The organism is Rhodococcus sp. Eu-32, from assembly GCF_003336925.1.
Classification (GTDB): domain Bacteria; phylum Actinomycetota; class Actinomycetes; order Mycobacteriales; family Mycobacteriaceae; genus Rhodococcoides; species Rhodococcoides kyotonensis_B.
Map to the genome: position 1 here is coordinate 77,218 of NZ_QGNK01000002.1, position 25,958 is coordinate 103,175.

Sequence of the window (25,958 nt, forward strand, 5' to 3'; positions counted from 1 at the left end):
CCGGTCTGCATGACCGTGCGGTCACACTCCTGTGGCCGCGCCTTGCGCGAGGTCTCTGCTGCCGAACACGGATATCGCGCGTAGCAGTGGAAGGACATCTTGGACGACTCGTCGTCCGCCGTCGTCTCTTGCGGACTCCACCACCGGTCGCAGCAGTACCCCATCGGCCACCGACGCCGAGGCGATGTCGGTGATGAGTCCGGCGAGGCCTGGCCCGGTTCCGACGTACCTCACGGTGGTGGAGTCGCACGCGACCGCCGCGGCCAGTTCGCGGCGAGCGGTGCGTGCGTCGTCGGCGATATGAATGTCGATCTCCAGGATGACTGCGACCTCGGATGGACCCGCACCCAAATCCTCGCGTTCCCGTCGCACGCGGGCGTATTGCCGTTGCGCGTCGCCGAGATCGCGGGCGCGTAGGCGAATGACTGCACGCGGTACCGGCCCCGTCAGGTGGACGAGGCGATTGTCGGGCATCACATCGGGAACACTCATCGCCGGGCCCCGGTGAACTGCCCGGCGGCATCGACGACGTCGCTGGCGAACGCCCCCAGTGTCACCGATGTGGCACCGCCGTCCACTGGAACAACCGGTCCATCGTTTTTGTCGACGAGCAACTCGGCCATAGGACACGCTCCACTAGGTCGGCAACGAGATCTTTCGGAAACGTAACAACGATGTCGTCTGCGTCACAGTCCTCGAAGGAGGACGACGCTGCCGCCCCGCCGGACACCCGCGGCAACTGACCTCCAAAGAGGACTGTTACGGCCCAGAGTCGGGCTCTAGCGTTTGGCATCTGTTATTTACCTCACAGTGGCCGACCCGAGAGTCGCGCCGCCGCCTTGCCGGGTCCGTGCGCCGCTTGGACCCCTTACCTCGTCGCTCAGAGCTCGGTTCGGAGACCCCCATGCTTGAAAGTCACACGAAACTCACCACGGGAAGGCCGTTGCCCGCCGCGGCCGAGCCACCGTCCTTGACGTCGGGACGCTTCCGTCTCACGGCCGTCGTCCTTGCCGTCGTGGCGGCATCGTTCGAGATCCAGCAACTGATGGTCATCCCGCTTCTCGGCTTGCTGTCGACGTCACTCGACGTGTCGGCGGCGACCACGACGTGGATCGTTCTGTCCGGCTTGGTCGCGGGCGCGATACTGACCGGTCCGCTGTGCAGGCTTGCCGACAGAATCGGGCCGAAGAAGGTATACCTACTGGCCGCGAGCGCAGTATTCATAGGAAATGCGTTGTGCGCATTGGCTATTGCGTGGCAGCTGCCGGCGCTGATGCTGGTCGGCCGCGCCCTCGTCGGCATCAACATCTCGGCGGCGCTCGGCGTCGCCATTCTCAAGTCACTGTGCAGTCCGAAGCAGATGCAGATGGGAATGGGCATCGTCACTCTCGGCCTCGGAGTCGGCGTCGTGCCGTCGTTCCTGCTCGCGGGTATCTTGATCGACCGCGGCGCCGAGCTGGTCACAGTTTTCTGGGTGACTGCCACGCTCGCCGCTGCATGTGTACTGCTTCTTCTCCTCGTCCCGACCACCGCCGGTTTTGCCTCGGTCCGTATCCCGCTGCTGTCCTCCGTTCTCATCGGTAGTTGGGTGCTGCCGATCTGCCTCTTCCTGAGCCTCGGCAACTCACACGGATGGACGTCACCGTCGTCACTCGTTCTTCTGGTGGTGGCCGTCATCGGCTTCGCAGGCTGGGCCCGTCACGAGTCGTCCTCCGACAATCCCCTGATCCCGCTACGCATGCTCCGCGGCAACGCGCTGGTGGGGTACTACGCAACCGCATGCATCGGATTACTCGCCTACGGTTACTACCTCACCGCCTCGGCGTTCGCGCAGACCCCGCCTGCCGAGGCCGGCTACGGCTTCGGTGCGTCCGTGTTCGAATCGGGATTGATTCTGGTCCCGGTCGGCATCACCGTTGCCGTCCTCGGCCCGCTCGTCGGCAGGCTCCTGCATGCCGTCGGGCCCAAATGGGTACTGATTGCCGGAGCCGGCATTCTCACCGCTCAATTCGTCCTGATGGCCGTCGTCAAGTCCGAGCTCTGGCACATGTACGCGTATGCAGCGATGTTCGGCGTCGGCGTCGCGCTGTTCCTCCCGGCGGGGTGGTCCGTGTTCGCCCTGCAGGCAAAGTTCGACGACATCGGAATCACCGCCGGTATGGCGCTCATAATGCAGATGATCTACGGAGCTTTCGCAGCGGCTATCGGAACAGTATTCCTCACCCGCGACGTGGTGCCGGGGACGTCCTACTCCGTCGAAAGCGGCTACACCACAGTCTTTTTGCTGTACGCAGTCGGCATGGCCGTGGCGTGCATCACCGGCTTCTTCATCCGACGAGACCCGTCGATCGATCACCACGACAGCTGACTGCATCACAATCCGAGGAGAACGACGATGAAAGCATTGCGCTACTACGGTGCCCGCGACATCCGGTTGGACGACATCGACGAGCCCGAACCGGGGCCGGGCATGGTGAAGGTCGCCGTGGAAGCCGCAGGCATCTGCGGATCGGACATTCACGAGTACCGCGGAGGACCGATTTCGACACCGGTGCAGGCGCCTCACCCGCTCACCGGGGAGAGGACGCCCATCGTCCTCGGTCACGAGTTCTGCGGGACGGTCGTCGCCGTCGGTGACGGCGTGGACCGCATACGCGTCGGGCAGCGCGTGGCTGCCAACGCAGCGCTGTGGTGTGGGCGATGCGCGGCCTGCGTCGACGGCCACACCAACGTCTGTCACAGCATCGGATTCCACGGAGTCAGCGGCGGCGGCGGCGCATTCGCGGCCTTCGACGTGATCAGCGAACGCAACGCGCACGTCGTTCCCGACGCCGTTCCCAGCTCGGTAGGGGCGCTGCTCGAACCGTTGGCGACCGCCGTACACGCCGTCAAGCTCGCAGACGTGTCCGAAGGAGACCACGCCGTCGTGTTCGGGGCCGGACCTCTGGGACTTATGGTGATCAGCTACCTGGCCGGCTCCGGTCCGGCGGGAATCGTTGCGGTGGAACCACATCCGGAACGAGCAGCCGCGGCTCGCCGACTCGGTGCCTCGACCGTCATCGACCCGCTCACCGAAGACGTCGTATCTCGCATCGCCGAGGCCGTCGGTGACGGTCGCGTCGGTGCCAGCTTCGACGCGGCGGCAGCGCCCGACAGCCTGCACACCGCGATCGCGGTGACGGGAACACGGGGATGCGTGATCAACATCGCCGCCTGGGAGAAGCCGATCGAGTTCGACCCGACCATGTTGCTGTACCGCGAAATCTGCATTCGCGGCAGCCTGGCCTACGACAGCGGCGACTTCGAGGACGCCATCGCACACGCCGTCCAGCGTGTCGGGGACCTGTCGTCGCTGATCACATCGACCATCCCGTTGAGTGACGTGGTAACAGCAGGATTCGACCGGCTCGCATTCGAGCGGAACGACGAGATCAAGGTGCTCGTCACCCCGTGACCCGACGCCGGCGCGGGGCACACCCGCACCCGGTTGTCCGGAACAGGCCTAAAAGAGAAGACCCCAACCAGATTTCCTGGTCGGGGTCTTTTCGTGGAGCCCCCTAACGGGATTGAACCGTTGACCGCTCGCTTACAAGGCGAGTGCTCTACCGCTGAGCTAAGGAGGCGTTGTGCGTCAGCCACTATAGCCGTTCACGTGACTATCAGTCCCAGCAGGTACCTTGTCGGAGGATCAACCCAGCGACAGAAAACGGACATGACCTTCCTGCACGACTTGACGGCCACGCTCAGCCGTCTGACGGGTGAGCGTCGCGCCACCATCGATACGCCCACTGCAGCACCGTCGCCGCTGCGACCGATCGACCTCACCGACGACGCGGTCGTCGCCGAGGTGCTCGACCTGGCGGTGCGCGTCGGCGAGGTTCTTCTCGCCTCGGGCACCTCTGCGACGGATACTGCAACGCAGGTGCAGTTCATCGCCGCGACGTACGGTCTCGCTCGCACCGATGTGGATGTCACGTACAACTCGATCACTCTCAGCGCCCACCGCGGCCCGACGCGTCCGCCGTCGACGACGATGCGCATCGTCCACTACCGCTCGATGGACTTCACGCGTCTGGCTGCCGTCGACCGGTTGATCCGCGGCGTCCGCATGAAGATGATTCCGCCGCCGATCGCGCGCGAGACGTTGGACCGGATCACGACCGCTCCCCATCCGTACAACCGCTGGATCGCGACGTTCGCGTGGGCTGGAATGGCTGCGTCGATCGGCGTCCTGCTCGGTGGTGGCGTCCTCGTCGCGGTCGTGAGCTTCCTGACGACGATGGTGATCGACCGTATCGGCCGCGTCCTGAATCGGGCAGGCCTTCCGTTCTTCTTCCAACAGGTCGTCGGCGGCTTCGTCGCGGCGACGCCTGCCATCACGCTCTACAACTTTCAGGACCAGCTGGGGATTTCCATTTCCCCGTCCCAGGTCATCGCCGCCGGTGTGACGGTACTGCTGTCGGGATTGTCGCTGGTCGGCTCGGTACAGGACGCGATCACCGGGGCACCGATCACGGCGTCGGCCAGATTCTTCGAAGTTCTGATGATGACAGGCGGCATCATCGCCGGCGTGGCGACGTCGCTCAAATTGGCGGCCATCATCGGTATGGACCTGCCGCTGATCAGCAACACACCACCACCGGACATCACGCAGGTGCCGACGAAAGTGCTTGCCGGTGCAGCGGCGTCGCTGTTCTACGCACTGGCCTGCTACGCCGAGAGGCGTGCACTGACGGCTGCGTTCTTCGGCGGTTTCGCGGGCGCGCTCGGCTACCTGATCGTGCAGCAGCTCGACACGGGCCCGATCATCGCATCGGCATTCGCCGCCACGGTCGTCGGTTTCGCCGGTGGTCTGATGGCTCGTCGAGCATTGATTCCACCGTTGATCGTGGCGGTCGCAGGCATCACGCCGTTGCTGCCCGGTCTGTCGCTCTACCGCGGCCTGTACGCGATGCTGAACGAGCAGTTGCTCATCGGCATCAGCTCGTTGTTCGCCGCCTTCGGCATCGGCTGCGGACTCGCCGCAGGGGTGACCCTCGGTGAGTGGGGAGCCCGTACGCTGCGGCGTCCGCGCATTCTCGCGCGCACGGAAGAGCTACTGCGTCCTACTCTTCGGCGCACAGAAGAACCGCGCCGCCCGACGACTCGTCGGCGACGCGGTTCTCCGGAAAAGACCACTCAGAAGGAGCGCCGGGTCTAGGCCTCGGGCTTGCCTTCAGCAGACTGACGTGCAGCTGCGTCGGCCTCCATGGCTTCGCGGAGGCTACGCGGACGCATGTCGGTCCAGTTCTTCTCGACGTACTCCAGGCATGCCGCGCGGCTGTCCTCACCGAAGACGACTCGCCATCCCTGAGGGACGTCGGAGAACGTCGGCCACAGCGAATGCTGATCTTCGTCGTTGACCAGTACGAAGAAGCGTCCGTCTTCGTCATCGAATGGATTGGTGCTCATCTCGCCTCACTCGTCACAAACGTGTTGTTTATCGGCAGTCTTCACTGTGAAGTGCCCCCCGACCCTAGCAACGCACAGTATCGCACCGGGGTGCCAGCTTCTTCAGCTCAGCTGCGCAGAAAGTCCAGGATCGCGTCGTTGATCGCGTCGGGCCGCTCGAGATAGCCGTAATGGCCGACGTCGGGAATCTCGACGTACTGTGCGCCGGGAATCGACTTCGCGAGCTCGGCGCTGAGGTACGCCGGAATCATGCGGTCGTGTTCGAACCCGACCGACAGGCACGGCACCGAGATCCGGCTGTAGACGGCGCTGCGATCGAACCGGTCGTCCATGCCGAGCTGGGCCCGCACGCCCGGCGACGTCGGCGCAGTAGAGAACTCGAACAGATCGAGCCAGTCGCGTGCGCCCCGCGAATCGGCGAGCGTCGTCGGCGACAGGTTCATCACCGCGGTGACCGCGGCCGCATACGTGGGCGGCAGTTCCGTCTTCAAGTCCGCGAGCGCGCGCTCACCGTCGCCCAGCGTCTTCTGGAACTCGTCGAGACGGGCATGACCGGCCAGGAACACCGCCTTGCGCAGCAGATCCGGACGCGTCAGCGCCAGCTCCTGGGCGACACGCGCACCCATCGAGGTTCCGACGACGAAGGCCTTCTCGTCACCGTCGCGGACCAGCTCGATCAGCGCCGCGGTATCGGCGACGAGATCGTCGATGGTCATGCCCTGGGCGCTCTCGTACGACGGCGCGATGCCCCGGTTGTCGAAATAGCAGACGCGGTAGCCGGCCGCCGTGAGTGCGGGAACCTGGTGAAGCTCCCATACGCGGCCGGGGCTGCCGGTGCCCATGATGAGCACGACCAGGTCGCCTGTTCCCTTGACCTGGTAGTTCAGCGATATCCCGTTCACGGTCGCAATCGGCATGTAACTCCTTCGAATAAGTCCCCGGTGCTCGCGAAGAGCTTAGTGCTGGTTTCTGTCGTCGACCACGGGGTAGTCCTGCCACGACCCGATCGCGACCATGCGAGGAGTAGCCCAGATGAGCGATGACAGAGCATCCGACCAGGCACGAAAGAGCCTGTTCGACGCGGCCAAGGGGAAAGCCAAAGAGGTCGTGGGTGCCGTCACCGGTAACGACGAACTGACCACCGAAGGCCAACTGCAGAGCGCCCAGGCGCGCGAGCGCAAGGAAGCCAAGGCCGCCGAACTCGCTGCCGAGGCGCAGGCACAGGACGCGGCCGAGGAACTGGCGTCGGCGAAGAACATCGCGGAAGAACAGCGGGAGGCCGCCAGCGAGAGCGCGGACGAGGTCGAGGCGAACGCTCGACGTGTCCGACAGGAGCAACACCTCGCCGCCGAACAGGCCAAGAGCCAGGCCATCGCCGACGCGTCGACGCAAGCCGAGATCGACGCGCAGGCCGAGCAGATCGAGGCCGCTGCGGAACGACGGTCCGACGCGACCGAGGCCACCAAGGAAGAAAGCGACGCCGTGCGTGAGCACAGCGAAGACATCGCCGACGCCGACGCTCTGCGGGCCGAGGCCGATCGGGCGCGTCGGAACGCATGACACCCCTGAAGTCGACAAGGAGATTTGCCATGAACGCGCTCAGCATTCCGATGTCCATTCTGAGACTGCAGTACAAGATCGTTCGGATCCCACTCCAGCTGTTCGAGACCAACGTCGTTCAGCGACGTGACACCGAGGATCCGGCGCGGCTCGCGTACGAGCGCACGGTCGGAACGCTGGACAAGGTGATCGGCGGCGCGCTCGGCGCCAGCGACATCGAGCGGCGAGGATCGAAGCTCGTCGAGCGAACGGACGATCTCGCCCGCGCGAGCCGACTCGACGAGCTCGCCGACGAAACCGAGGCCCAGGCGGATCAGAAGCTGGAGTCCGCCCGCGAGGCCGCGCACAAGGAGCGGGCGGCAGCGGCCGAGGCTGCCGACGACGCTGCACGTGAGGCTCGCCGCGAGGCCGAGGAGCGCAAGCAGCAGGCAGCCCAGGACGCGGAAGAGCGTGCGGCCGCCGAGAAGCAGCGTGCCGACGAACTCGCCGCATCGCGCGTCGAGGAAGCCCGCAAGGCCGAGGAGAAGCAGCGCGAGCAGATCGCCAAGGTCGAGGAGATCGTCTCCGCGCCCGCGGAGGCCGAACTCGCCGACGCAGCCGAGCACCAAGAAGAAGCCGAGGCGAAGAAGGAAGAGGCCGAGCGGATCGAGCGGCTGTTCCTGGCAGAGAAGAACGACTAGACGCCGTACGCGCACCTTTCAGCCCACGCGCACGTTGGAACCCGCGCGTGGGCTGAAACGTGCGCGGGGCTGTGCCCGTCAGCCTCTGAACGTGGCCCGGTACGCGCTCGGCGTTACCCCGATCTCGGCCATCAACTGCTGACGCATCGACGTGGCGGTACCGAAACCCGCTTCTTCCGCGATCCGGTCGACCGTGTGGTCGGTGTTCTCCAACAACTCTCGGGCGCGATGCAACCGCTGCTGGGTGATCCACTTCGCCGGGGACACACCGACTTCCGCAGTGAATCGCCGTGCGAACGTGCGGACGCTCATCGACTGTCGTTGCGCCAGAACCTCTATCGTCAGATCGTGCCGCAGATTGGCGAGGGCCCACTCCTGCGCCGACGCCGTCGAGGTCGTCGTGGTCCGCGGCACAGGCGTCCCGATGTACTGCGCTTGTCCACCGCTGCGATGTGGCGGCACGACGGTTCCCCGCGCGACACGGTTGGCGACCGACGCACCGAAGTCCTGGCGAATCATGTACAGGCACAGATCGATTCCCGACGCCTCCCCTGCGGCCGTCAGGATGTTCCCGTCGTGTGTGTAGAGCACGTTCGGTTCGAGGTGCACCTGCGGATACAGTGCGCGAAACTGATCCGCCGAAGCCCAGTGAGTCGTCGCCCGTCGCCCGTCGAGCAGCCCGGCCGCGGCCAGGACGAACGCCCCGGTACAGATCGACGCGATGCGCGCCTCCGGCGGTATGTGATCGAAAATTTCGGTGCCCGACGACGACTTTGGTCCGTAGTCCAGATCCGACGCCGGCACGATGACGGTGTCCGCGTCGACCAGCGCGTCGAGACCCTGTGAGACGTGGATCCGGACATCTGTATCGGTGCGCACGGGCCCAGGTGTCGTTGTGCAGGTGACGACGTCGTACAGCTTCTCACCGCTCTCGGACACGGCCTGACCGAACAGCCGGTGCACGGATCCGAACTCCATGCCGAGAAGGCCGTCGCGCACGAACACCACAACTCGATGCATGGCCGAATTCTTTCACATGTTGTCCGATCGGCCACTGTCGTCCCGCACGCGACGGTGACAGGCTCGGGAACATGAACGTTCTCTGGGTCTTCGCGCATCCCGACGACCGGTCGCTGAACGGCTCGCTCCGCGACGCGGCCATGAAAGCACTCGCCGACGCCGGCCATACCGTCGAACAGTCCGATCTCTATCGCATGGAGTGGAATCCCGTTGTCACAGGCCAGGATTACGCTCACGATCCTGCTGAACGCATGCAGGTGGCGACCGCGTCGTCGACGGCACTGCGGAACGGCACGCTGGCGACGGAGATCGTGGCCGAGCAGGAGAAACTTCGCCGGGCAGACGCCGTCGTACTGCAGTTTCCGCTGTGGTGGTTCTCTATGCCGGCGATCATGAAGGGCTGGGTCGACCGGGTGTTCGTCGAAGGGTTCGGATACGGCATCCGGCGCGTTTCCGGAGGTACCCGACGCTACGGCGACGGCCTGATGGCGGGAACCCGCGCGATGATCGTCACCAGCATGGGCGGAAGCGAACACACCGTGTCGCCGCGCGGAATCAACGGGTCACTCGATGAGCTGCTGTTCCCGATTCAGCACGGATTTCTTTGGTACACAGGCATGTCCGTGCTGCCGCCGGTGTTGGTGCCGAGCGCTGACAGGATCGGCCCCGATGAGTACGAGCAAGCTGAGAAGGCGCTGCACGATCGACTGGACTCGCTGTTCACCGACGACCCGATCCCATTCCGGCACCAACACGGCGGCGAGTACGACGAGGAGTTCGTACTGCGCCCCGAGTATGGTGCCGGAGATTCGGGAGTGCGGGTGCACAGGCGCGTCGCACCCGTGCGCGGAAAGTTGTAGCGGGGACCGACTATCCACGCACGGGCCGCGCAGCGGCACTCTCCCACGCCGACCACAGTTCGGCGTAACGTCCACCGGCAGCGACCAATTCGTCGTGCGGGCCCTGCTCGATGATCGTGCCGTGCTCGAGCACGACGATCCGGTCCGCTGCCGCCGCCTGTGTCAGTCGGTGCGCGACGACGAGTGTGCTGCGGCCACGGGTAGCGGCGTCGGCTGCGGCTTCGAGATCGCGTGCACCCGAACTTCCCGCCTCGGCGGTCGCTTCGTCGAGCACCGCGACCGCGGGATCGGCGAGGACGAGCCGAGCGAGCGCAAGTTGCTGCGACTGAGCCGACGTCAGCGCGTGACCACCCTCGCCGACGACGGTGTCGAGGCCGTCGTCGAGCGCGTCGACCCACCTGTCCGCCCCGACGGTCTCGAGCGCCGCACGAACGTCGTCGCGTGACGCGTCGGGCGCCGCGAGCAGCAGGTCGTCGATCAGGCTGCCCGCGAACACATGCACTTCCTGGCTGACGATCGCGATGTGGCGCCTGAGACCGTCGGCACCGAGATCGGCGAGTGTCTCGCCGCCAATCCTGACGGTTCCCGACGTCGACGCGATCGACCCGGCTGCGATCGCCGCGATCGTCGACTTGCCCGCTCCCGTCGAACCGACGAGCGCAACCGTCTCTTCCGCAGCCACTTTCAGGTCGATACCGTGCAGAACCTCGTGACCGGTGTCGTACGAGTGCCGCAGATCCGAGACCTCGAGTGTCCCGTCGGAGGGCGTCGCGCCGGTTCCGGGCGAACGGTCGTCGGGAATGTCGATGACGCCAACAAGACGCGCGAGGCTCGCGCCTGCCGATTGGACGTCGTCGAACGAGAACATCAGCATGCCGATGGGGTTGAACAAGCGGTGGAACAGCAGCGCCGCTGCGGTGACCTGGCCGACGGTGACGTAGCCGTCCTGTACGAACAGGAACCCGGCGGCGAGAATGACCGACAGGCCGACGCATTCGGCGCGGTTGCTGCGAGATCCGAAGCGCGTGAAAAGTCGAAACACGGTGATGCCGATGTCACGCGCCTTGCCCGACGCGTTGTCGATCTCAGCGAGGTGGGTGTCCTCCAGTCCGTAGGCACGGACGGTTCGCGCTCCCTGCATGCTGCTGATCAACGCCTGTGAGCGCTCGCCCATCGCGACGCGCTCCGCGGCGTACAGAGGCGCCGACCTCGGCAGATACCACCGGAGCGCCATGACGTACATCGGGATCGCGACCATGCCTGCAAGGCCGAGCCGCCAGTCGAGGCTCAGCATCGCGACCACGCTGAGCGACACCAACAGCAGCGCCGACACGATGTTGGGGATGACCTCGCCGATCGACTTGGCCATCACTGCGACGTCGTCGCCGACACGCGAGAGCAGATCACCCTTCCCGACGCGTTCGAGCGTGCTGACCGGCAGGTGCAGTGCGCGCGAGAGCACGCGTTCACGCAGCGTCGCGAGCATGCCTTCGCCCAGCTTGCTGATCAGGTACGAGCCCAGCGCGGTGAACACGCCACCGACGATCGCAGCGACGGTGATGATCACGACGACGGTGACGATCGTCGACGTCGGAGCACCCTCGGTGACGCGGTCGACCAGGATGCCGAACACGTACACCGGAATCAGCGACATCGCGGCGGCGACGGCGCTGACCAGAAGCGTCAGTGCAGCGAGGCCGCGTCGAGACTTCAACTCGTTCGACAGATAGGCCCAGGACCGTGTGCCCGTGGCGATCGGAAGCAGTTCCTGCGTGGTCATCGGAGGACCGTCTCCTTGTAACGTGCGTCGCCGACGGCGAGGTCGTGATGGGTACCTTCCGCGACGACGCGGCCCTCGTCGATCACGAGAACTCGGTGCGTCACCGCCAACAGCGCGGGGCTCGTCGTGATCAGAATGGTCGTCCGATCGCGGGTGTCGCCGTGACGCAGTTCCCGGATGCCGGCTGCGATGGCATGTTCGGTGACGGCGTCGACCGCCGTCGTCGGGTCGTGCAGCACGAGGACGGGCGCCGACATCGCCAGTGCCCGCGCGAGTGCGACGCGTTGGCGTTGCCCGCCGGACAGGCTGGCGCCGCGGTCCGTGACGGAATGATCGAGACCCTTCGCGTGCATGTCGACGACGTCGGTGGCGGCCGACGCGGCGAGAACGCTGCCGAGATCCTGCGCGTCGCTCCCGGCTGCGATGTTGGTGCGCAGAGTGCCGGCGAACAGGTCGGTGTTGTGCGGTTCCACGAGGACGGTCTTGCGGACCTCGGGCAGTCCGAGACCGTGGATGTCGAGGCCACCGATCGTGATGGACCCGAGGTAGTCGCCGGCCCCGATCTGGCCGGACAGCACGGCGGCCAACGCCTCGCCGTCCTGCGCACGCAGCGCGACGACGCCCAGCAACTCCCCGGGCGCCGCCGAGAGATCGACCCCGTCGAGCGACCGATACGTGACGCCTTTCACCGCGAGGTCGGTCGCGGACGGCTTCTCGGAACCGCCCTCGGCGAGAACATGATCGGCGCCGAGCACGAGCGCGAGTCGGTCCGCGGAACCGCGCACGACGGCAGCGACGCCCGGCAGCCGGGACATCGTGGTCAGCGGCTCCATGACGAACTGCGACAGGCCGACGACGGTGATGAGCTCACCGACCGAAATGCGCCCCTGCAGCGCGAAGAATCCGGCCATGCCGGCGACACCGACCGACAGAAGCGCGCTGACCGTCGTCGAGAATCCCAGGTAGGCGCTGTTGGCCTTGGCCATCTTCATCGTCGCCGTCAACGCGGTCCTGCTCGACGCGTGGAAGCGCGTCGCCGCGGCGTTCTCGGCTCCGATACCGCGCAGCGGACGCACGCCGCTGACGAGATCGGTGGCCATGCCGGACACGCGCGCGACGGTGGCCTGCTGCTGCGTCGCGGCCTTCGTCAGCAGCGGAGCTGCGCGTTGCAGCAGGAACATGATGACCGGAGTGCCGATGAGCACCGCGAGACCCAGTGGGATGTCGATGACCAGGAGTGCGACGGCACACACTGTCGCCGCCGTCGATGCCGCGACGGTACGGGCGATGACGTCGAGAATCCACGACGTCTTCTCGGCGTCGGACGTCGACACCGACAGCAGCTCTCCCGACACGAGATCGGTACGCACCCCGCGCGGGTGCAGCACTTTGCCGGCCACCTCGACACGCATGAGATGAGCCTCACGTTCGATGCCGACGACGATGATGCGCGCGCCGAATCGATAGGCGTACGACAGCACGACGAACAGCGCAGCCAGTCCGACCAGCGAGAAGATCATCGCTCTGCCGTCGCCGGTGTCGATGGCACGCCCGACGATCAGACCGATCGCGACCGGCACCATCGTCTCGCAGAACTGGTGTACACAGAAGAAGATCGACGAGATGATCAGCCGCGCACGCTGGCGTCGAACACTGCGACGCAGGATCGCGCTGCCGGTGGTCGGCGAGTCACTGACGGAAGACACGGCCATCACGCCGCCGGGTGGGAAAAGTGCATTAGCCGACCCTAATCCATAGGGGTGTCAACCTGTTCATGCCCGAAAGTGGCGAGAGTGCGTCGGATTTACATAGAGTCGTGGCGCGACGAGCACAATCAGCTCTCGAATTGCAAGGTTCAACGAAGACGGAGATCACCATGGCCGCCAAGACGACCACCGACAACGACATCGCCGACGAAGACATCGAGCCCTTGGCCGACGAGACGGCAGTGCAGGCACAGCGCGTCGTCGCGGCATACGCGAACGATGCCGACGAGTGCCGCATGCTTCTGTCGATGTTGGGTATCGAACCCACTGCAAAGGTCGACTAATTCGCCGCGGGGGACATCCCGCGGCCTTCCATACCGATAAGGACAGTAGTGGCTGACGCCTCGCAGGGCTCGGATTTCGTCGTCGTGGCCAACAGGTTGCCCGTCGACCTGGAGAAACTGCCCGACGGCAGCACGCGGTGGAAGCGCAGCCCCGGCGGGCTCGTCACCGCGCTGGAACCCATTCTGCGGGCGAACAACGGCGCCTGGGTGGGGTGGCCCGGCGTTCCGGACGTCGACGTCGAACCGTTCTTCGAGGACGGGCTCGAACTGTGCCCCGTCGGTCTGAGCGAGCAGGAAGTCGCCGACTACTACGAAGGCTTCTCCAACGCGACGCTGTGGCCGCTGTACCACGACGTCATCGTCAAGCCCGTGTACGACCGGTCGTGGTGGAACGCCTACGTCGAGGTCAACCGCCGTTTCGCCGAGATCACGTCGAAGGCCGCCGCGCAGGGTGCGACGGTGTGGATTCAGGACTATCAGCTGCAGCTCGTCCCCAAGATGCTGCGCATGCTGCGCCCGGACCTGACCATCGGGTTCTTCCTGCACATCCCGTTCCCACCCGTCGAGCTGTTCATGCAGATGCCGTGGCGCACCGAGATCGTCGAAGGACTGCTCGGTGCCGACCTCATCGGCTTCCACCTTCCCGGTGGCGCACAGAACTTCCTGTATCTCGCCCGCCGGCTGGCAGGCCAGGTCACGTCCCGCGGAAACGTCGGCGTGCGGTCGAAGCTCGGGTCCGTGCAGGTCGGATTCCGCACGGTGCGCGTCGGCGCGTTCCCGATCTCCATCGACTCCGGCGACCTCGACGAGAAGTCGCGCTCCAAGGCCGTCCGCGATCGGGCAAAGCAGATCCGAAAGGAACTCGGCAACCCGAAACGCATCATGCTCGGCGTCGACCGGCTCGACTACACCAAGGGCATCGATGTTCGGCTCAACGCGTTCCGTGAACTCCTCGAGGAGGAGCGCGTCGATCCCGTCGACAACATCATCGTCCAGCTCGCCACACCGAGCCGCGAACGTGTCGAGAGCTACAAGGCGATGCGCGGCGAGATCGAGCAGCAGGTCGGCCGGATCAACGGTGAGTACGGACAGGTCGGGCATCCCGTCGTGCACTACCTGCACCGCCCGATCCCCCGCGACGACCTCATCGCCTACTTCGTGGCCGCCGACGTCATGCTCGTCACCCCGCTGCGCGACGGCATGAACCTCGTCGCCAAGGAGTACATCGCATCACGCAGCGACCTCGGCGGTGCGTTGGTGCTCAGCGAATTCACGGGTGCCGCAGCCGAATTGCGTCAAGCGTACCTGTGCAATCCGCATGACCTCGACAGCGTGAAGGACGCCATTGCGGCTGCGCTGGAACAGGCCCCCGAGGACGGGCGTCGGCACATGCGGGCGATGCGTCGTCAGGTGCTGGCGCACGACGTCGACCGCTGGGCCCGTTCGTTCCTGAATGCTTTGTCCGATGAGGCGGCTTCGCCGCATGTGAGCGCGAATGTAGAGCGGGCTATACATTCGCACTCACGGACCTAGATGGGTTCCAGGCCGCTCACCAGCCAGCGACCATCGACGTTCTCCATGCTCATCCGCACCCGACTGCCGCTGCTGGCGGCGTCGGGCGCATCGGAGCTGGTGGTGATCTGGTTCAGGAACAGCAGCACCGTCGCGGTGTCCGGCGCCGCATCGACGACGGCCGCGCCCTGCACCGTCACCTGCACCGTCAATGACTTCTCCTTCGCGCCGGGCGCGATGACGCTCGTGACGAGCGCGCTGTACTCGTCCTTGAAATCACCCGTCAAACCGTTTGCGGCAGAAGTCAATTGCTGGTCGACGCCGCCGAAATCATACGCCAGCATCGCAACGGCCTGCGCGCTCGCAGCCGTCACGGCATCCGTGCGCGCCTGCTCGGTCCGTTCGTTCTGACGATACTGATGAAACAGAACACCGACCCCGGCGGCCAATCCGAGAATCACGACGACAGCCAAGGCACGCAACACATTTCGGTTCACGGCACGAACTCCACCCTCGACGCCGTCATGACTCCGTCGTCGTCGACGACGGTGACACGCAGCCGAAAGTCCCGCGGCTCGGGTTCCGCCGCGTCGGAGTTCTGCACCATCGCCCGCGCCGCGACGAGAACGTCCGCGGAATCCGCAGTGTTGCTCTCCATTCCGGCTTCGATGATCTCGCCGTTCGAGTCGACCCGCGCCTGTTGCACGACCTGCACGAAAGGCCCTTCCCTACCCTCGAATTCGGCCTTGAAGTCCCCGCTCGCGCCGGCCAGAAGCCGATCGACGTCCTGCTGCGCAGAGTCGGGATGAATCGTCGTCAGATTCAGCACCGTTTGGCGCGCGGTCTGCACGAAGCGCTGGTTGCGTTCGTCCTGCGCAGCCGCCGACCGCACGGCGTAGGACAACGAGATCCCGGCAGCCAGCAACGCGAGAACCACGACGACGAACAGGGCCGGAAGGAGACGTCGGCGACGCGGTGTCTCGCGAGCCTCCGCGACGGGTTCCACGACGGGCACCTTCTCGGCGACCGGCACTCGCTCGAGGACCGGCGACGCCGTCGCCCCCGATGGGCCCGCAGGACGAACCGCGCGACGACGCGGACGCTTCGGCGCGAGGCCTTCGTCCTGTTCCATAACGACCTTCCTCGTCGGTGCTGTCTGTTGGCATGCTAACTAGAACATGTTTTCAGTGGGCGCGGATCGTCGTTTTGCACGCCGAACCGTCATCATCGCAGTCGAATCTGGAACTCGTTCTCCAGGCTGATAGCCTCGACCATCCGGCTGTTACGCGAGAGGATCTTTCGAGATGGCACACACGCTGACCTGGCACGACGACGTGAGTCGTCAGGCCAGGCTTCTGTCCTGCACGTTCCGGCTGGCACTCAAGCCCGCGTTCACGATGTGGCCGCTCACCGACCGCGGGATCCGGGCCATCGGCCAGCTGGATCGCGCCGTCGACAGACTCCCGAAGCCGCGACGCGTGACGATCGAGCAAGTTGCTCTCGGCGGCGTGCCGTGCGAGAAGACGACGCATCCCCGCGTTGCCACCGGTTCGCTCGCCGGTGCGACGGTTCTGTACTTCCACGGCGGCGGATTCGTGTTCTGCGGCTTGGCAACTCACCGTAGCGCGTGCGCGACGATAGCCGCACGCGCAGGACTCCCCGTCTACTCCGTCGAGTACCGCCAGATCCCCAAGGGCGGCATCGGCACCTCGATCGCCGACGCCATGCACGCGTACCGCGCTGTGCTCGACGTCGCCGCCGACCCGTCCAAGGTCATCGTCGCCGGCGACTCCGCGGGCGGGTATCTCGCGATGAAGGTCGCCGAGATCGCCGTCCTGGAAGGCCTGACACCGCCTGCCGCGGTACTCGGGTTCTCGCCGCTGCTGAACCTCGACCTGAAGAGTCACCCGCGCGCGTTCATGAAGAAGGACGCGTACCTGCCGATGAAGCAGGTCCTCGCTCTCGAGGGCCGCTGGCTGAACGGTCCCGACGCCATCCCGGGGGCCGCGTCGCCGATCGAAGCGGACCCGTCGGTGTTCCCGCCGGTCTTCCTGTCGACAGCGCAGTACGAGCTCATGCGTCCCGACGTGGAGGCGATGACGCGGACGCTCGCGTCGGCAGGCAAGACCGTCGAGACGCATGTCTGGAAGGGACAGGTCCACGCCTTCCCTGTGTTGGCCGGTGCACTGCCTGAAGGCCGGACCGTGCTCGACCTGGCCGTCGCCTTCGCCGCCCGTCACCTCTGACACCTACCCGACCTCCTGCTGCCCCGTCATGAGTGCCTGTAGACCGTCGGCACCGGCGAGCCCCGGCTGGCTGTAGGTGGTGCCGTCGGGCGCGATGTAGGTCCCGGTTCGCGGGTCGTACGGCCTCGCTGACGAAGAAGCGGGAGTGGAGCCGGCGGAATGACCCAGTGAAGAAGCGGGTGCGACACTGCTCTGACCGCTGGGGAATTCGGTGTACGACGGTTCGTCCTGCTCGATGGGTCCGTACGGAGGGTTGTTGCCGAGCGGCACGTAACCGGTGTCGCTGCGGCATATTTCGGGCGTCGGGGCGCGTCGGCCTGGCACTTCCATGCACGGCAGGTTGCGGGCTCCGCGGACGGCGGTGCTGTCGTTCTGGTCGACCTTGCAGAACAGGTCGGGTGGCGAGTCGGGGACGGAGACGTCGTTCGGGTCACGCCGCTGGTCGGCAGGCAGAAAGCCCGTCGTGCAGGCGGGCGGATCGTTCACTTCGAGCTGAAAGTCGACGATGGCTCCCTCGTCCGGCGGACCGCTGCCCGCCGCCGTCACCAGCGCCGCCGTGATCGGTGGGTACAGCACGAGAATCTGCTCGATCCCCGCGTTGTAGATGACCCCGACCTGCCCGACGCTGACGAGGTTGGCCAGCAGAAGCGGCAGCGTCGGCTGGAGTTGTTGGAACAGCTCGTTCGCGGTCGCCGCCGCAGTAGGCCCCTTCTGGATCACCGCCCGAAGTGTGGGATCGCTGGCACGCAGTTGGTCGGTGAACGTCGCGAGAGCATTCGTCCACGACCGAATCGCATCACTGCTGACGACCTGGCCGTCCAGCAACGGTCCGGCTTGGTCCAACAGAATTTTCGTCTGTTCGGAATTCGCATTGGCCTCCTGCACGAACAGACGCGTCGAATCGATGAAGCTCTGCAGATCCGGGCCTGTTCCGTTGAAGGCCTGAAAAGACTCGTCGACGACGGTACGCAGGCGTGTGTCGGAGATGCTGCGCAGCAACGCATCTGCTTGATCGAGCATCGGTCCGACGTCCTGTGGCACGGACGTGCGCGAGGTGGGAATGACGTCGCCGTTCTGCAGGGATACACCGCCTCCACGAGTCGGCACCAGATCCACATACTGCTCCCCGACGGCAGAAACACTCTTGACCTGGGCGTCGACGTCGGCAGGAATGTCTACGCCACTGTCGATGGACAGATCGGCGTCGACGCCGTCGGGAGTCAGCGCGACGGTCGTCACCTCGCCGACCGTCGTGCCGCGGTAGGTGACGTTCGCGTGCGGGTACAGGCCTCCGGTCGTCGGCAATTGCACTGTGACGCTGTATCTTCCGATGCCCGCCATCGCCGGCAACCCGACATACCTGGTCGACATCACGACGAGTCCGATGACCGTGAGGACCGAGAAGATGATCAACTGAATGCGTACGAAACGCGTGAGCATCATGGCGGGAACCCCTGCCCCGGCAGTTCCACCGGTGGAAGGCCCGGGATTCGAATCGTCGGAGGCTCCAGGGGTCCACGCAGCGGATCACCTGCGGACGCGGCGGTCGGCGCGGCCTGCGTTCCCAGTGCTCCTTCGAGGCCGGCGATCCTGCCTGCCAACGGTGTTCCCGTCAGGAAGTTCGAATCCAGGCGTGGCAGGGACAGGTCGATCGTCATCGCGAGGTTGGCGTAATCGCCGCGGATGACGTTGTCGATGCCTTCCTGTGGGAACGGGTAGGTCAGCAGCACCGACAGCACCTCGGTGAGCGCGTTACCCGAATCGGCGAGTGCCTGCAGCACCGGGGTGAGGCTCGCGACGTTGGTCTGCAGGTCTGCGCCCGACGTGTCGATGACCCGGGACACGACGTCGCTCAGCCGCCCGAGCGACGTGAAAGCCGACGTGATGTTCGGCCGTTCGGCCGTCAGGACGTCGAGCGCAGGCGGTACCTCGTTCAAAGCCTTCGTCAGCGTGGCACGTTGGTTCTCGACGTTCACCGAGAGCCGGTCGATGCCCTCCATCGCCGCGATGATGTCACCGCGCTGGGTGTCGAGGCTCGTCACGAGGTCGTCGAGACGCGGCAGGAGATCGCGCACCGTGTCCTCGCGACCTCCGATCGCGTGATTCAGTTCGGTGGTGATGTCCTGGATCTGAGCGAGCCCACCGCCGTTCAGTACGACGGACAGCGACGACAAGGTCTGTTCCGTCGTCGGATACGCCCCCGCCCGATCGAGTGGAATCACGTCACCGTTCTCCAGACGTCCCTGCGGATCGTCCGGCGCGACGAGTGCGAGATGCTGCGAACCCAGCAACGACGTCTGGCCGATTTTCGCAGTCACGTTCTCGGGCAGTGCGACGTCGTCGTTCAGCGAGACCGTCACGAGCGCGTGCCAGTCCTGCACGACGATGGCGTCGACGCTTCCGACGGTGACGTCGTCGACCATGACCGGCGAGTTCTGGGACAGCGTCGTCACGTTCGGCATCTCGATCCGTACCTGGTACGAATGTTCGCCTCGCCCTTCGGTTCCTGGAAGCGGAAGCGAATTCAGCCCGTCCCACTGGCACGCGGACAGACTGACAACCAACGCGGCGGCGGTGAGCCCCTTCGACAGCACGTTCATCGCCCACCTCCCAACAGGTCACCCAGACTCGGAACCCGAACCGTCGGCATCTCGGGCAGCGGCGACGGCGCAGGGGCCGGGGCCGGGGCAGGGGCCGCCTGCTCGAGACCGGGCTCGGTGTAGACGATCTGATCGGGGTATGCGTCGACGCCGCGAGCCGGATTGGTCAGCAACGCAGCGTAATTGAACACCAGTGTGCTCAGAACCGGTCCGAGGTACTGCTTGCACAGATCGGCACTGCGCTCGCTCGTCGCGTTCTCGACACCCGCGACGGCACCGCAGATGAAATTGATCGGGTTGCCGAAGTTGTTGGCGGCGATCGCTCCCGTCAGCGTTCCCTGCGCAGGCTGGTAGATGTTGTTGAAGTTCGCGAGCGCGTTGGGTCCGGAATGCAGGATGCGCTCGATCTCCGGCCTCTTCGTGGTCAGCACCTGCGTCGCGTCGGCGAGCCGGCCCACGCTCTCCACCAACGCCGACCGGTTGTCGGTGACGAACCGTTGCACCTCGCCGATTGCGACGTCGAGATCGGCCATCGCCGTGCCGAAGTCGTCGGAACTCTGCGCCAGCATCTCCGACACCGACGCGAGGCGTCCACCGAACTGGACGATCTGTTCGTTGCTGTTCGACAATGCCGAGACGAACGCCTGCAGATTGCGAATGGTCGCGAACAGATCGGTTCGTCCGTCCGACAGCACTCGCATCGTGTCGGACAATTCCGTGAGCGTCGCCTTCAGCGCCTCTCCGTTGCCCTCGAGATTGTCCGCGGCGGTGTCGATGAACCGGCCTGCCGGGCCTTCCTGACCGACCCCATCGGGTCCCAACGCCGTCGACAACTTGGTCAGCTCGGTCTTGATTTGGTCCCATTCCACCGGCACCGCAGTGCGTTCCATCGGGATGGTCTCGCCGTCCGACAGCGTGGGACCACCCGAGTAGACCGGGGTCAACTGCACGAACCGAGCGGACACCAGACTCTGCGCGACGATGACCGCGGCCGCGTCCGCGGGGATGTCGACGTCGGAGTCGACGCGCATCGTCACGACGGCGTCCTCCTCCTGCGGATCGATCGACTCGATCCTTCCGACGGTCACACCGAGGACCCGCACGTCGTCGCCCGCGTAGAGTCCCGTCGTCGACGAGAAACGTGCGACGACGGTCGACGTGGTCACGTTCCGGTAGACGACGAACCCGACCGCGACAAGAGCAACGACGAGTACGACGGCACCTGCGAGCGTCAGTAGCTTTCTCATATCACTGCCCCGGCGGTTTCAGGATCGGAGGTGCATTCTTGGGCAGCAGGTCCTGCAGCGTCTGCGGCAACTGCTCCGGTGCGACGACGCTGTCCACCACCGCTTTCCACCACGAGCTCGGCAGAATGTTCTGGATGTACGCGTTGAAGAACGGCCCGCTCGCCACGGATTCGCCGAGTGCGCTGATGTAGGGTCCGAGGCCGTCCAAGGCGCCGGCGATGTTGTCGTTGTTCTTCTGCAGCACGGCGACAACGGAATTGAGCTTCGCGAGCGTCGGACCGATCTGCCCCTCGTTCTCCTGCACGAAGGCGGTGAGCTGACGCGACACCGCCGAGATGTTGGTGATCAGTTGACTGATCGCGGTGCGTCGTCGATCCAGTTCGCCGAACAGCTCGTTGCCGTCGAGCACCAATTGGTTGATCTGACCACTCCGGTCGGCGAGGATGCCGGTGACGCTCTCCGCTCGATCCAGCAGTTGCTGCAACGTCTCGTCGCGCGAGTCGATGCTGTCCGACAACCGGGTGATGCCGTCGAGCGCGGCGCGTAGTTCGGGCGGCGTGTCCGCGAACGTGTCGGAGGCCGTATTCATAGCATCCGCGAGTTGGGTCGTGTTCAGGTCCGACACGGTGGTGCTCAGATCGCCGAGCGCGTCGGTGAGCGAGTACGGCGACGTGGTGCGGCTCGAGGGGATGGTGTCGTGGACGTCGATCGTTCCGGAGCCGTCGGGCATGACCCTCAACGACTTTCGGCCGAGAATGGTGTTGGTCTTGATGTCGACCCGGGTGGCGTCGCCGAGTTCGATGTTCTCCGCCACCGTGAATCCGACGCGTACCTCCTGGCCGGCCAGGGCGATGTCGTCGACTTTGCCGACGGTGACCCCCGACACGGTCACGTCGTCGCCCACCATCAGTCCGCCTGCGTCGGTGAAGAGCGCCGAGAATCGGGTACCACCGGACAGGAACGGAAGTCGGTCGTACTGCAGCGTCGCCACGACGACGCAGACGGCGAGGATGATGCCGATGATGCCGATGATGCCGATCTGGACGGGATTCCTAGTTCGCTCCATTGATGTTCGCGCACCTCCCCGTGTCCTGTTTGGCGGTCGGGACGAGAAGCGTCTGCCCGTCCGGTCCGGACAGTTTGAAGGTGTTGGAGCACAGGTAGAATTGGAAGAAGCTGCCGTAGGACCCGACGCGAATGAGTTTCTTGTAGTCGCTCGGTAGCCGTGTCAGCACGGCATCGATGTCGCCGCTGCCCAGATCGAGTTGTGTCGCAGTGCGATTGGCCTGCGCGATCATCGACTGTATGTCCGGACGCGTCGCCTGCAGCAGGCCCGCGAGGTCGCCTGCGGCACCGTCGATGCGCGGAATGGCGTCGCCGATCGGGTCCTTGTCCTGCGCAAGCCCGCTGATCAGCTGGTGCAGCGAGTCGATGGTCGTCTCGAACTGCTCGCCTTGACTGTCGATGGTGCCGAGCGTGGTGTTCAGGTTCGTGACGACGTCACCGATCAGTTCGTCGCGGTCGGCCAGAGTGTTCGTGAACGAACTGGTGCTACCCAACAGGGATACCAACGTGCCACCCTGACCTTGCAACACGTGCAGCAGCGCCGCGGACAGGTCGTTGATCTGCTGCGGATCGAGTCCGCGCAGAAGGGGTTTGAATCCACCGAGCAACAGATCGAGGTCGAGTGCGGGCGACGTCTGTTCGACGGGAATGGTTCCGCCGTCGGGCAGTTCGGTCGCTGCGCCGGGACCTTCGAGCAGTTCGAGATACCGGTCACCGACGAGGTTCTCGTACCGCACGGTCGCGGCGGTGCTGGTGAGCAGTGGGTACGTCGAGTCGACGTCGAAGTCGATCTCGGCTCGGTTGTGTTCGCCGACGCCGACGCTCGTCACCGAGCCGACCGGCACGCCCGCGATACGGACCTTGTCGCCGGTCTTCAGCCCGGACGCATCGGTGAAGACCGCGGAGTACGCGTCGGTACTGCCGAATCGATACTGGCTGAACACGAGTGCCAGCGCCGCGAAGATCACCGCCATCACGAGCGCGAAGATCGACAGCTTGACCGTGTTCCCTCTGATGGCAGGTCTTTTCACGGCCACGCTCCTGCGAACAGGAACTGGAAGATGGTGGGCACGTCGACCGACGGCTGCGTCGTCGGAACGTACGGAGTGTCACCGGTATCGGCGACGACGAACGGCGCCGGTGCCTGCTTCGGATCGAAATCGGGTAGCCCGTAACAATTGGGGCCACCGGTCGCGGCGATCTTCGGCAGATCCTTCTCCACCGTGTAGGCCGGATCGCCGAGCAGGAAGCTCGAACTCAGTGCGATGGAGGCCTTGTCGCCCGCACCGGCGAGCGGGCCGAAGGCCAGACGCCCCTTGTTGAGACCGACGATGAAGCAGGTCAGTTCGGGTGAGTACTCGTCGAGCAGGGTCGTGGTGGCGGTCAACGTGTGCAGCGCGGTCTCGAGGGGCTGTTCGTTCTCGGTGAGAACCTGGTTCGACGTGTCGGCGAGCCCGGTCACGTTCATGAGCAGCAGATCGAGGTTCGCCTGCTCGGCGACGATGGTGTTGCTCGTCGTCGTTGCATTGTCGAGCACGCGCATGAGATCCGGCGTCGCGTCGGCGTAGACGTTCGTGATCACTGCGGCCGCCGCCAGATCTCGTTGCAGTGCAGGCAGACTCGGATTGATCGTGGCGAGATACTCGTCGGATTCGGCGAGCAGTTCGCCCAATTCCTCACCTCGTCCACGCAGCGCCGACGACACCGCGCCGAGCGTCGCGTTCAGCTTCTCGGGCTCCAACTGCGCCAGCACGTCCGAAAGATGTTGGAACAGCGTGTTGAATTCGACGGTCACGTTGTCGGCGGAGATGACGGCGCCGGGCGTCAAGGCCTGAACGGACGGGTCGGGTGGCACGACGAAGTTCACGTATTTCGCGCCGAACACCGTCGTCGACTTGATCTCGACGGCAGCATTGGCCGGAATCATCGACAGCGTGGACGGATTCATGTCGAGCTGAAGCCGCGCCATGCCGTCCTGCTGTGAAATGGACGCCACTCGACCGACTTCCACTCCCCGGAGCTTCACTTTCGCCTGTGGATCCATGACGAGACCGGCGCGCTCCGACGTCACGGTGACGGGCACCGTCGACCTGAATCCTCCGGAGAAGATCGTCAGCGCGAGTCCGACGACGGCGACGAGACCGAGGACGAGGCCTGCAGCGGCAAGTTTCTTCATGACGCGCCTAGCCCGACAGGTTGAAGTTGCCCGAGCTGCCGTAGATGGCGAGCGAGATCAACAAGGTGACGGTGACGACGGCGATCAGCGATGCGCGGACCGCGTTCCCGACGGCGACGCCGACGCCGACCGGGCCGCCGCTGGCGGTGTACCCGTAGTACGTGTGAATGAGCATGACTGCGAACGCCATGACGATGGCCTGGGCGAACGACCACAGGATGTCGGTCGGGATCAGGAACGTGTCGAAGTAGTGGTCGTACACACCGGGTGACTGACCGTAGATGATCACCGTCGCGAACCGGCTCGCCATGAACGATGCGATCACCGCAAGGGAGTACAGCGGCACGATCGCTACCATTCCGGCGAGTACACGCGTACTGACCAGATACGGAATCGACGGAATGGCCATCGATTCGAGCGCGTCGATCTCCTCCGAGACGCGCATGGCTCCGAGCTGTGCGGTCGAACCGGCGCCGATGGTGGCCGCGAGTCCGATACCCGCGATGACGGGAGCAGCGATGCGTACGTTGATGAATGCCGCGAAGAACCCGGTGAGCGCCTCGACGCCGATGTTCCCGAGCGACGAAAAACCCTGAACTGCAATGGTTCCACCCGCGAACAGGGTCAGAAATCCGACGATGACGACGGTTCCGCCGATGACCGCGAGCGCACCGGACCCCATGCTGATCTCCGCGACGAGACGCAGCGTTTCCCTCTTGTAGCGCACAGCTGCCCGGGGAACCGACCCGAGTGCGCGCCCGTAGAAGATGGCCTGCTCCCCCAGCCGGTCCGCCGAGCGCGACGCGCCGGACAGTCGCCGGCGCGCGAGCGGAAATCGACCTGCTGCAGCGAGAGCCATTCAGCGCCGCCTCATCCGGCCGTCAGCTTGATGCCGACGGCCGTGACGACGACGTTGACCACGAACAGTGCCATGAACGCGAAGACGACGGTCTGATTGACGGCGTCGCCGACGCTCTTCGCGCCACCTTTGACGTTCAGACCGAGGAAACAGGCCACGAGTCCGGCGATCATGCCGAACAATCCGGCCTTCACCTGAGACACGATCAGTTCGCCGAAACCTGTGAGCAGCGTTATGCCGTTCACGAACGAACCGGGGTTGACGCCTTGTAGATACACCGAGAAGACGAAACCACCGAGAATGCCGATGGTGCAGACCAATCCGTTGAGCAGCAGGGCAATGACCGTCGACGCCAACACCCGTGGCACGACGAGCCGATGAACCGGATCGATGCCGAGGACACGCATCGCGTCGATTTCTTCGCGAATCGTCCTGGCCGCCAAGTCGGCACAGATGGCCGTCGCACCGGCGCCCGCGACGATGAGCACCGTGACGATGGGACCCACCTGAGTGACGGCACCGAGCGCGGCTCCTGCTCCGCTCAGGTCGGCGGCACCGATCTCGCGCAGCAGAATGTTGATGGTGAAGCTGACCAGAACCGTGAAGGGTACGGCGACAAGGACCGTCGGCACCATCGATACCCGCGCGACGAACCACGCCTGGTCGACGAACTCCTGACGCTGGAACGGCCGGGAGAACACCGCCCGCAGCGTGTACCAGGACATGTCGAAGAACGCGCCGACCGCACGAAGGGGGATGACGAGAAGGTCGTTCATCAACCCTCCTCGAATAGTTCGTGACCGTGTCGAACAAACTAGAACACGTTCATTTTCGTACGCATCGACCACTGAC

26 protein-coding genes and 1 tRNA gene are annotated in these 25,958 nt (G+C 65.1%); 9 read left to right on the forward strand and 18 right to left on the reverse strand.

The window, feature by feature from the left end; translation table 11 throughout:
- Positions 1 to 21: 21 nt before the first annotated feature.
- Both DK926_RS03850 and DK926_RS27205 read right to left on the reverse strand, forming a co-directional pair.
- Positions 22 to 492, reverse strand: coding sequence for a hypothetical protein (locus tag DK926_RS03850; RefSeq protein WP_207890735.1), 471 nt, complete (start codon positions 490 to 492; stop codon positions 22 to 24).
- Positions 489 to 623, reverse strand: a complete 135-nt coding sequence (locus tag DK926_RS27205) for a hypothetical protein (RefSeq protein WP_279387058.1) — start codon at positions 621 to 623, stop codon at positions 489 to 491. The genes DK926_RS03850 and DK926_RS27205 overlap by 4 nt, the downstream gene beginning before the upstream one ends.
- Before the next feature lie 281 nt (positions 624 to 904).
- On the opposite strand from DK926_RS27205, the gene DK926_RS03855 reads away from it, so the two are divergent.
- Complete coding sequence (locus DK926_RS03855) at positions 905 to 2,368, forward strand: MFS transporter (protein WP_114328854.1); 1,464 nt, start codon at positions 905 to 907, stop codon at positions 2,366 to 2,368.
- A 27-nt stretch (positions 2,369 to 2,395) separates the two neighbouring features.
- Positions 2,396 to 3,454, forward strand: a complete 1,059-nt coding sequence (locus tag DK926_RS03860) for an alcohol dehydrogenase catalytic domain-containing protein (protein WP_114328855.1) — start codon at positions 2,396 to 2,398, stop codon at positions 3,452 to 3,454.
- 94 nt (positions 3,455 to 3,548) lie between these two features.
- On the opposite strand, the gene DK926_RS03865 is transcribed toward DK926_RS03860, so the two are convergent.
- Positions 3,549 to 3,623, reverse strand: a tRNA-Thr gene (locus DK926_RS03865).
- Between the two features lie 89 nt (positions 3,624 to 3,712).
- Between DK926_RS03865 and DK926_RS03870 the strand changes: the two genes are divergently transcribed.
- Entirely contained in the window at positions 3,713 to 5,200 is a 1,488-nt protein-coding gene (locus DK926_RS03870) for a threonine/serine exporter family protein (protein ID WP_114328856.1), read from the forward strand.
- Here the strand turns inward: DK926_RS03870 and DK926_RS03875 are convergent.
- Positions 5,197 to 5,451, reverse strand: coding sequence for an MbtH family protein (locus tag DK926_RS03875; RefSeq protein ID WP_068425313.1), 255 nt, complete (start codon positions 5,449 to 5,451; stop codon positions 5,197 to 5,199). The two genes, DK926_RS03870 and DK926_RS03875, sit on opposite strands and share 4 nt — an antisense overlap.
- A gap of 107 nt (positions 5,452 to 5,558) precedes the next feature.
- On the reverse strand, positions 5,559 to 6,368 hold the full coding sequence (locus DK926_RS03880) for an alpha/beta hydrolase (protein WP_114328857.1): 810 nt from the start codon (positions 6,366 to 6,368) through the stop codon (positions 5,559 to 5,561).
- 115 nt (positions 6,369 to 6,483) lie between these two features.
- Here DK926_RS03880 and DK926_RS03885 point away from each other — a divergent pair, with 115 nt between their 5' ends.
- Entirely contained in the window at positions 6,484 to 7,011 is a 528-nt protein-coding gene (locus tag DK926_RS03885) for a general stress protein CsbD (RefSeq protein ID WP_068425320.1), read from the forward strand.
- A gap of 29 nt (positions 7,012 to 7,040) precedes the next feature.
- The gene (locus tag DK926_RS03890; protein WP_114328858.1) at positions 7,041 to 7,691 is read left to right on the forward strand and encodes a hypothetical protein; all 651 of its coding nucleotides are present in this window, start codon (positions 7,041 to 7,043) and stop codon (positions 7,689 to 7,691) included.
- Between the two features lie 78 nt (positions 7,692 to 7,769).
- Here the strand turns inward: DK926_RS03890 and DK926_RS03895 are convergent, their stop codons facing one another.
- Complete coding sequence (locus tag DK926_RS03895) at positions 7,770 to 8,711, reverse strand: helix-turn-helix domain-containing protein (RefSeq protein ID WP_114328859.1); 942 nt, start codon at positions 8,709 to 8,711, stop codon at positions 7,770 to 7,772.
- Positions 8,712 to 8,782: 71 nt separating this feature from the next.
- Here DK926_RS03895 and DK926_RS03900 point away from each other — a divergent pair, with 71 nt between their 5' ends.
- Positions 8,783 to 9,571, forward strand: coding sequence for an NAD(P)H-dependent oxidoreductase (locus DK926_RS03900; protein ID WP_114328860.1), 789 nt, complete (start codon positions 8,783 to 8,785; stop codon positions 9,569 to 9,571).
- Positions 9,572 to 9,581: 10 nt separating this feature from the next.
- On the opposite strand, the gene DK926_RS03905 is transcribed toward DK926_RS03900, so the two are convergent.
- Both DK926_RS03905 and DK926_RS03910 read right to left on the reverse strand, forming a co-directional pair.
- Positions 9,582 to 11,351, reverse strand: coding sequence for an ABC transporter ATP-binding protein (locus DK926_RS03905; RefSeq protein WP_114328861.1), 1,770 nt, complete (start codon positions 11,349 to 11,351; stop codon positions 9,582 to 9,584).
- Entirely contained in the window at positions 11,348 to 13,057 is a 1,710-nt protein-coding gene (locus DK926_RS03910; protein ID WP_347812633.1) for an ABC transporter ATP-binding protein, read from the reverse strand. Before DK926_RS03910 ends, DK926_RS03905 begins: the two co-directional genes overlap by 4 nt.
- 170 nt (positions 13,058 to 13,227) lie before the next feature.
- On the opposite strand from DK926_RS03910, the gene DK926_RS26555 reads away from it, so the two are divergent.
- Positions 13,228 to 13,401, forward strand: coding sequence for a hypothetical protein (locus DK926_RS26555; RefSeq protein ID WP_165839498.1), 174 nt, complete (start codon positions 13,228 to 13,230; stop codon positions 13,399 to 13,401).
- A 48-nt stretch (positions 13,402 to 13,449) separates the two neighbouring features.
- Complete coding sequence (locus tag DK926_RS03915) at positions 13,450 to 14,934, forward strand: trehalose-6-phosphate synthase (RefSeq protein ID WP_114328862.1); 1,485 nt, start codon at positions 13,450 to 13,452, stop codon at positions 14,932 to 14,934.
- On the opposite strand, the gene DK926_RS03920 is transcribed toward DK926_RS03915, so the two are convergent.
- Positions 14,931 to 15,410: a h domain protein gene (locus DK926_RS03920; protein ID WP_114328863.1), complete on the reverse strand. Its 480-nt coding sequence runs from the start codon at positions 15,408 to 15,410 to the stop codon at positions 14,931 to 14,933. The two genes, DK926_RS03915 and DK926_RS03920, sit on opposite strands and share 4 nt — an antisense overlap.
- Positions 15,407 to 16,045, reverse strand: a complete 639-nt coding sequence (locus DK926_RS03925; RefSeq protein ID WP_243636629.1) for a hypothetical protein — start codon at positions 16,043 to 16,045, stop codon at positions 15,407 to 15,409. Before DK926_RS03925 ends, DK926_RS03920 begins: the two co-directional genes overlap by 4 nt.
- Positions 16,046 to 16,217: 172 nt before the next feature.
- Between DK926_RS03925 and DK926_RS03930 the strand changes: the two genes are divergently transcribed.
- On the forward strand, positions 16,218 to 17,159 hold the full coding sequence (locus tag DK926_RS03930) for an alpha/beta hydrolase (protein WP_114328864.1): 942 nt from the start codon (positions 16,218 to 16,220) through the stop codon (positions 17,157 to 17,159).
- Between the two features lie 3 nt (positions 17,160 to 17,162).
- Here DK926_RS03930 and DK926_RS03935 read toward each other — a convergent pair whose 3' ends face one another.
- Genes DK926_RS03935 through DK926_RS03970 form a run of 8 tightly spaced genes read right to left on the reverse strand, consistent with a single transcriptional unit; the run spans position 17,163 to position 25,882 of the window.
- Positions 17,163 to 18,602: an MlaD family protein gene (locus DK926_RS03935; protein ID WP_114328865.1), complete on the reverse strand. Its 1,440-nt coding sequence runs from the start codon at positions 18,600 to 18,602 to the stop codon at positions 17,163 to 17,165.
- On the reverse strand, positions 18,599 to 19,759 hold the full coding sequence (locus DK926_RS03940) for an MCE family protein (protein WP_114328866.1): 1,161 nt from the start codon (positions 19,757 to 19,759) through the stop codon (positions 18,599 to 18,601). The genes DK926_RS03935 and DK926_RS03940 overlap by 4 nt, the downstream gene beginning before the upstream one ends.
- A complete protein-coding gene (locus DK926_RS03945) occupies positions 19,756 to 21,006 on the reverse strand; it encodes an MCE family protein (RefSeq protein WP_114328867.1) in 1,251 nt (416 codons plus the stop codon). Before DK926_RS03945 ends, DK926_RS03940 begins: the two co-directional genes overlap by 4 nt.
- 1 nt (position 21,007) lies before the next feature.
- Complete coding sequence (locus DK926_RS03950; protein ID WP_114328868.1) at positions 21,008 to 22,072, reverse strand: MCE family protein; 1,065 nt, start codon at positions 22,070 to 22,072, stop codon at positions 21,008 to 21,010.
- Positions 22,059 to 23,087 carry an MCE family protein gene (locus DK926_RS03955; RefSeq protein ID WP_114329346.1) on the reverse strand — a complete coding sequence of 343 codons (1,029 nt, stop codon included), beginning with the start codon at positions 23,085 to 23,087 and terminating at the stop codon, positions 22,059 to 22,061. The genes DK926_RS03950 and DK926_RS03955 overlap by 14 nt, the downstream gene beginning before the upstream one ends.
- Before the next feature lie 11 nt (positions 23,088 to 23,098).
- Positions 23,099 to 24,247 carry an MCE family protein gene (locus DK926_RS03960; protein WP_114328869.1) on the reverse strand — a complete coding sequence of 383 codons (1,149 nt, stop codon included), beginning with the start codon at positions 24,245 to 24,247 and terminating at the stop codon, positions 23,099 to 23,101.
- 7 nt (positions 24,248 to 24,254) lie between these two features.
- Positions 24,255 to 25,106, reverse strand: a complete 852-nt coding sequence (locus tag DK926_RS03965; RefSeq protein WP_114328871.1) for an ABC transporter permease — start codon at positions 25,104 to 25,106, stop codon at positions 24,255 to 24,257.
- An 11-nt stretch (positions 25,107 to 25,117) separates the two neighbouring features.
- A complete protein-coding gene (locus DK926_RS03970) occupies positions 25,118 to 25,882 on the reverse strand; it encodes an ABC transporter permease (protein ID WP_114328873.1) in 765 nt (254 codons plus the stop codon).
- Positions 25,883 to 25,958 lie beyond the last annotated feature (76 nt).

Excerpts from the sequence above, each read along its gene's own strand:
- DK926_RS03875 (WP_068425313.1), bottom strand. The coding sequence starts at position 5,451 with ATGAGCACCAATCCATTCGATGACGAAGACGGACGCTTCTTCGTACTG.
- DK926_RS27205 (WP_279387058.1), bottom strand. The coding sequence starts at position 623 with ATGGCCGAGTTGCTCGTCGACAAAAACGATGGACCGGTTGTTCCAGTG.
- DK926_RS03855 (WP_114328854.1), top strand. The coding sequence starts at position 905 with ATGCTTGAAAGTCACACGAAACTCACCACGGGAAGGCCGTTGCCCGCC.
- DK926_RS26555 (WP_165839498.1), top strand. The coding sequence starts at position 13,228 with ATGGCCGCCAAGACGACCACCGACAACGACATCGCCGACGAAGACATC.
- DK926_RS03945 (WP_114328867.1), bottom strand. The coding sequence starts at position 21,006 with ATGAGAAAGCTACTGACGCTCGCAGGTGCCGTCGTACTCGTCGTTGCT.
- DK926_RS03890 (WP_114328858.1), top strand. The coding sequence starts at position 7,041 with ATGAACGCGCTCAGCATTCCGATGTCCATTCTGAGACTGCAGTACAAG.
- DK926_RS03935 (WP_114328865.1), bottom strand. The coding sequence starts at position 18,602 with ATGATGCTCACGCGTTTCGTACGCATTCAGTTGATCATCTTCTCGGTC.
- DK926_RS03880 (WP_114328857.1), bottom strand. The coding sequence starts at position 6,368 with ATGCCGATTGCGACCGTGAACGGGATATCGCTGAACTACCAGGTCAAG.
- DK926_RS03940 (WP_114328866.1), bottom strand. The coding sequence starts at position 19,759 with ATGAACGTGCTGTCGAAGGGGCTCACCGCCGCCGCGTTGGTTGTCAGT.
- DK926_RS03850 (WP_207890735.1), bottom strand. The coding sequence starts at position 492 with ATGAGTGTTCCCGATGTGATGCCCGACAATCGCCTCGTCCACCTGACG.
- DK926_RS03925 (WP_243636629.1), bottom strand. The coding sequence starts at position 16,045 with ATGGAACAGGACGAAGGCCTCGCGCCGAAGCGTCCGCGTCGTCGCGCG.
- DK926_RS03960 (WP_114328869.1), bottom strand. The coding sequence starts at position 24,247 with ATGAAGAAACTTGCCGCTGCAGGCCTCGTCCTCGGTCTCGTCGCCGTC.
- DK926_RS03970 (WP_114328873.1), bottom strand. The coding sequence starts at position 25,882 with ATGAACGACCTTCTCGTCATCCCCCTTCGTGCGGTCGGCGCGTTCTTC.
- DK926_RS03950 (WP_114328868.1), bottom strand. The coding sequence starts at position 22,072 with ATGGAGCGAACTAGGAATCCCGTCCAGATCGGCATCATCGGCATCATC.
- DK926_RS03870 (WP_114328856.1), top strand. The coding sequence starts at position 3,713 with ATGACCTTCCTGCACGACTTGACGGCCACGCTCAGCCGTCTGACGGGT.
- DK926_RS03900 (WP_114328860.1), top strand. The coding sequence starts at position 8,783 with ATGAACGTTCTCTGGGTCTTCGCGCATCCCGACGACCGGTCGCTGAAC.
- DK926_RS03895 (WP_114328859.1), bottom strand. The coding sequence starts at position 8,711 with ATGCATCGAGTTGTGGTGTTCGTGCGCGACGGCCTTCTCGGCATGGAG.
- DK926_RS03905 (WP_114328861.1), bottom strand. The coding sequence starts at position 11,351 with ATGACCACGCAGGAACTGCTTCCGATCGCCACGGGCACACGGTCCTGG.
- DK926_RS03860 (WP_114328855.1), top strand. The coding sequence starts at position 2,396 with ATGAAAGCATTGCGCTACTACGGTGCCCGCGACATCCGGTTGGACGAC.
- DK926_RS03930 (WP_114328864.1), top strand. The coding sequence starts at position 16,218 with ATGGCACACACGCTGACCTGGCACGACGACGTGAGTCGTCAGGCCAGG.
- DK926_RS03965 (WP_114328871.1), bottom strand. The coding sequence starts at position 25,106 with ATGGCTCTCGCTGCAGCAGGTCGATTTCCGCTCGCGCGCCGGCGACTG.
- DK926_RS03885 (WP_068425320.1), top strand. The coding sequence starts at position 6,484 with ATGAGCGATGACAGAGCATCCGACCAGGCACGAAAGAGCCTGTTCGAC.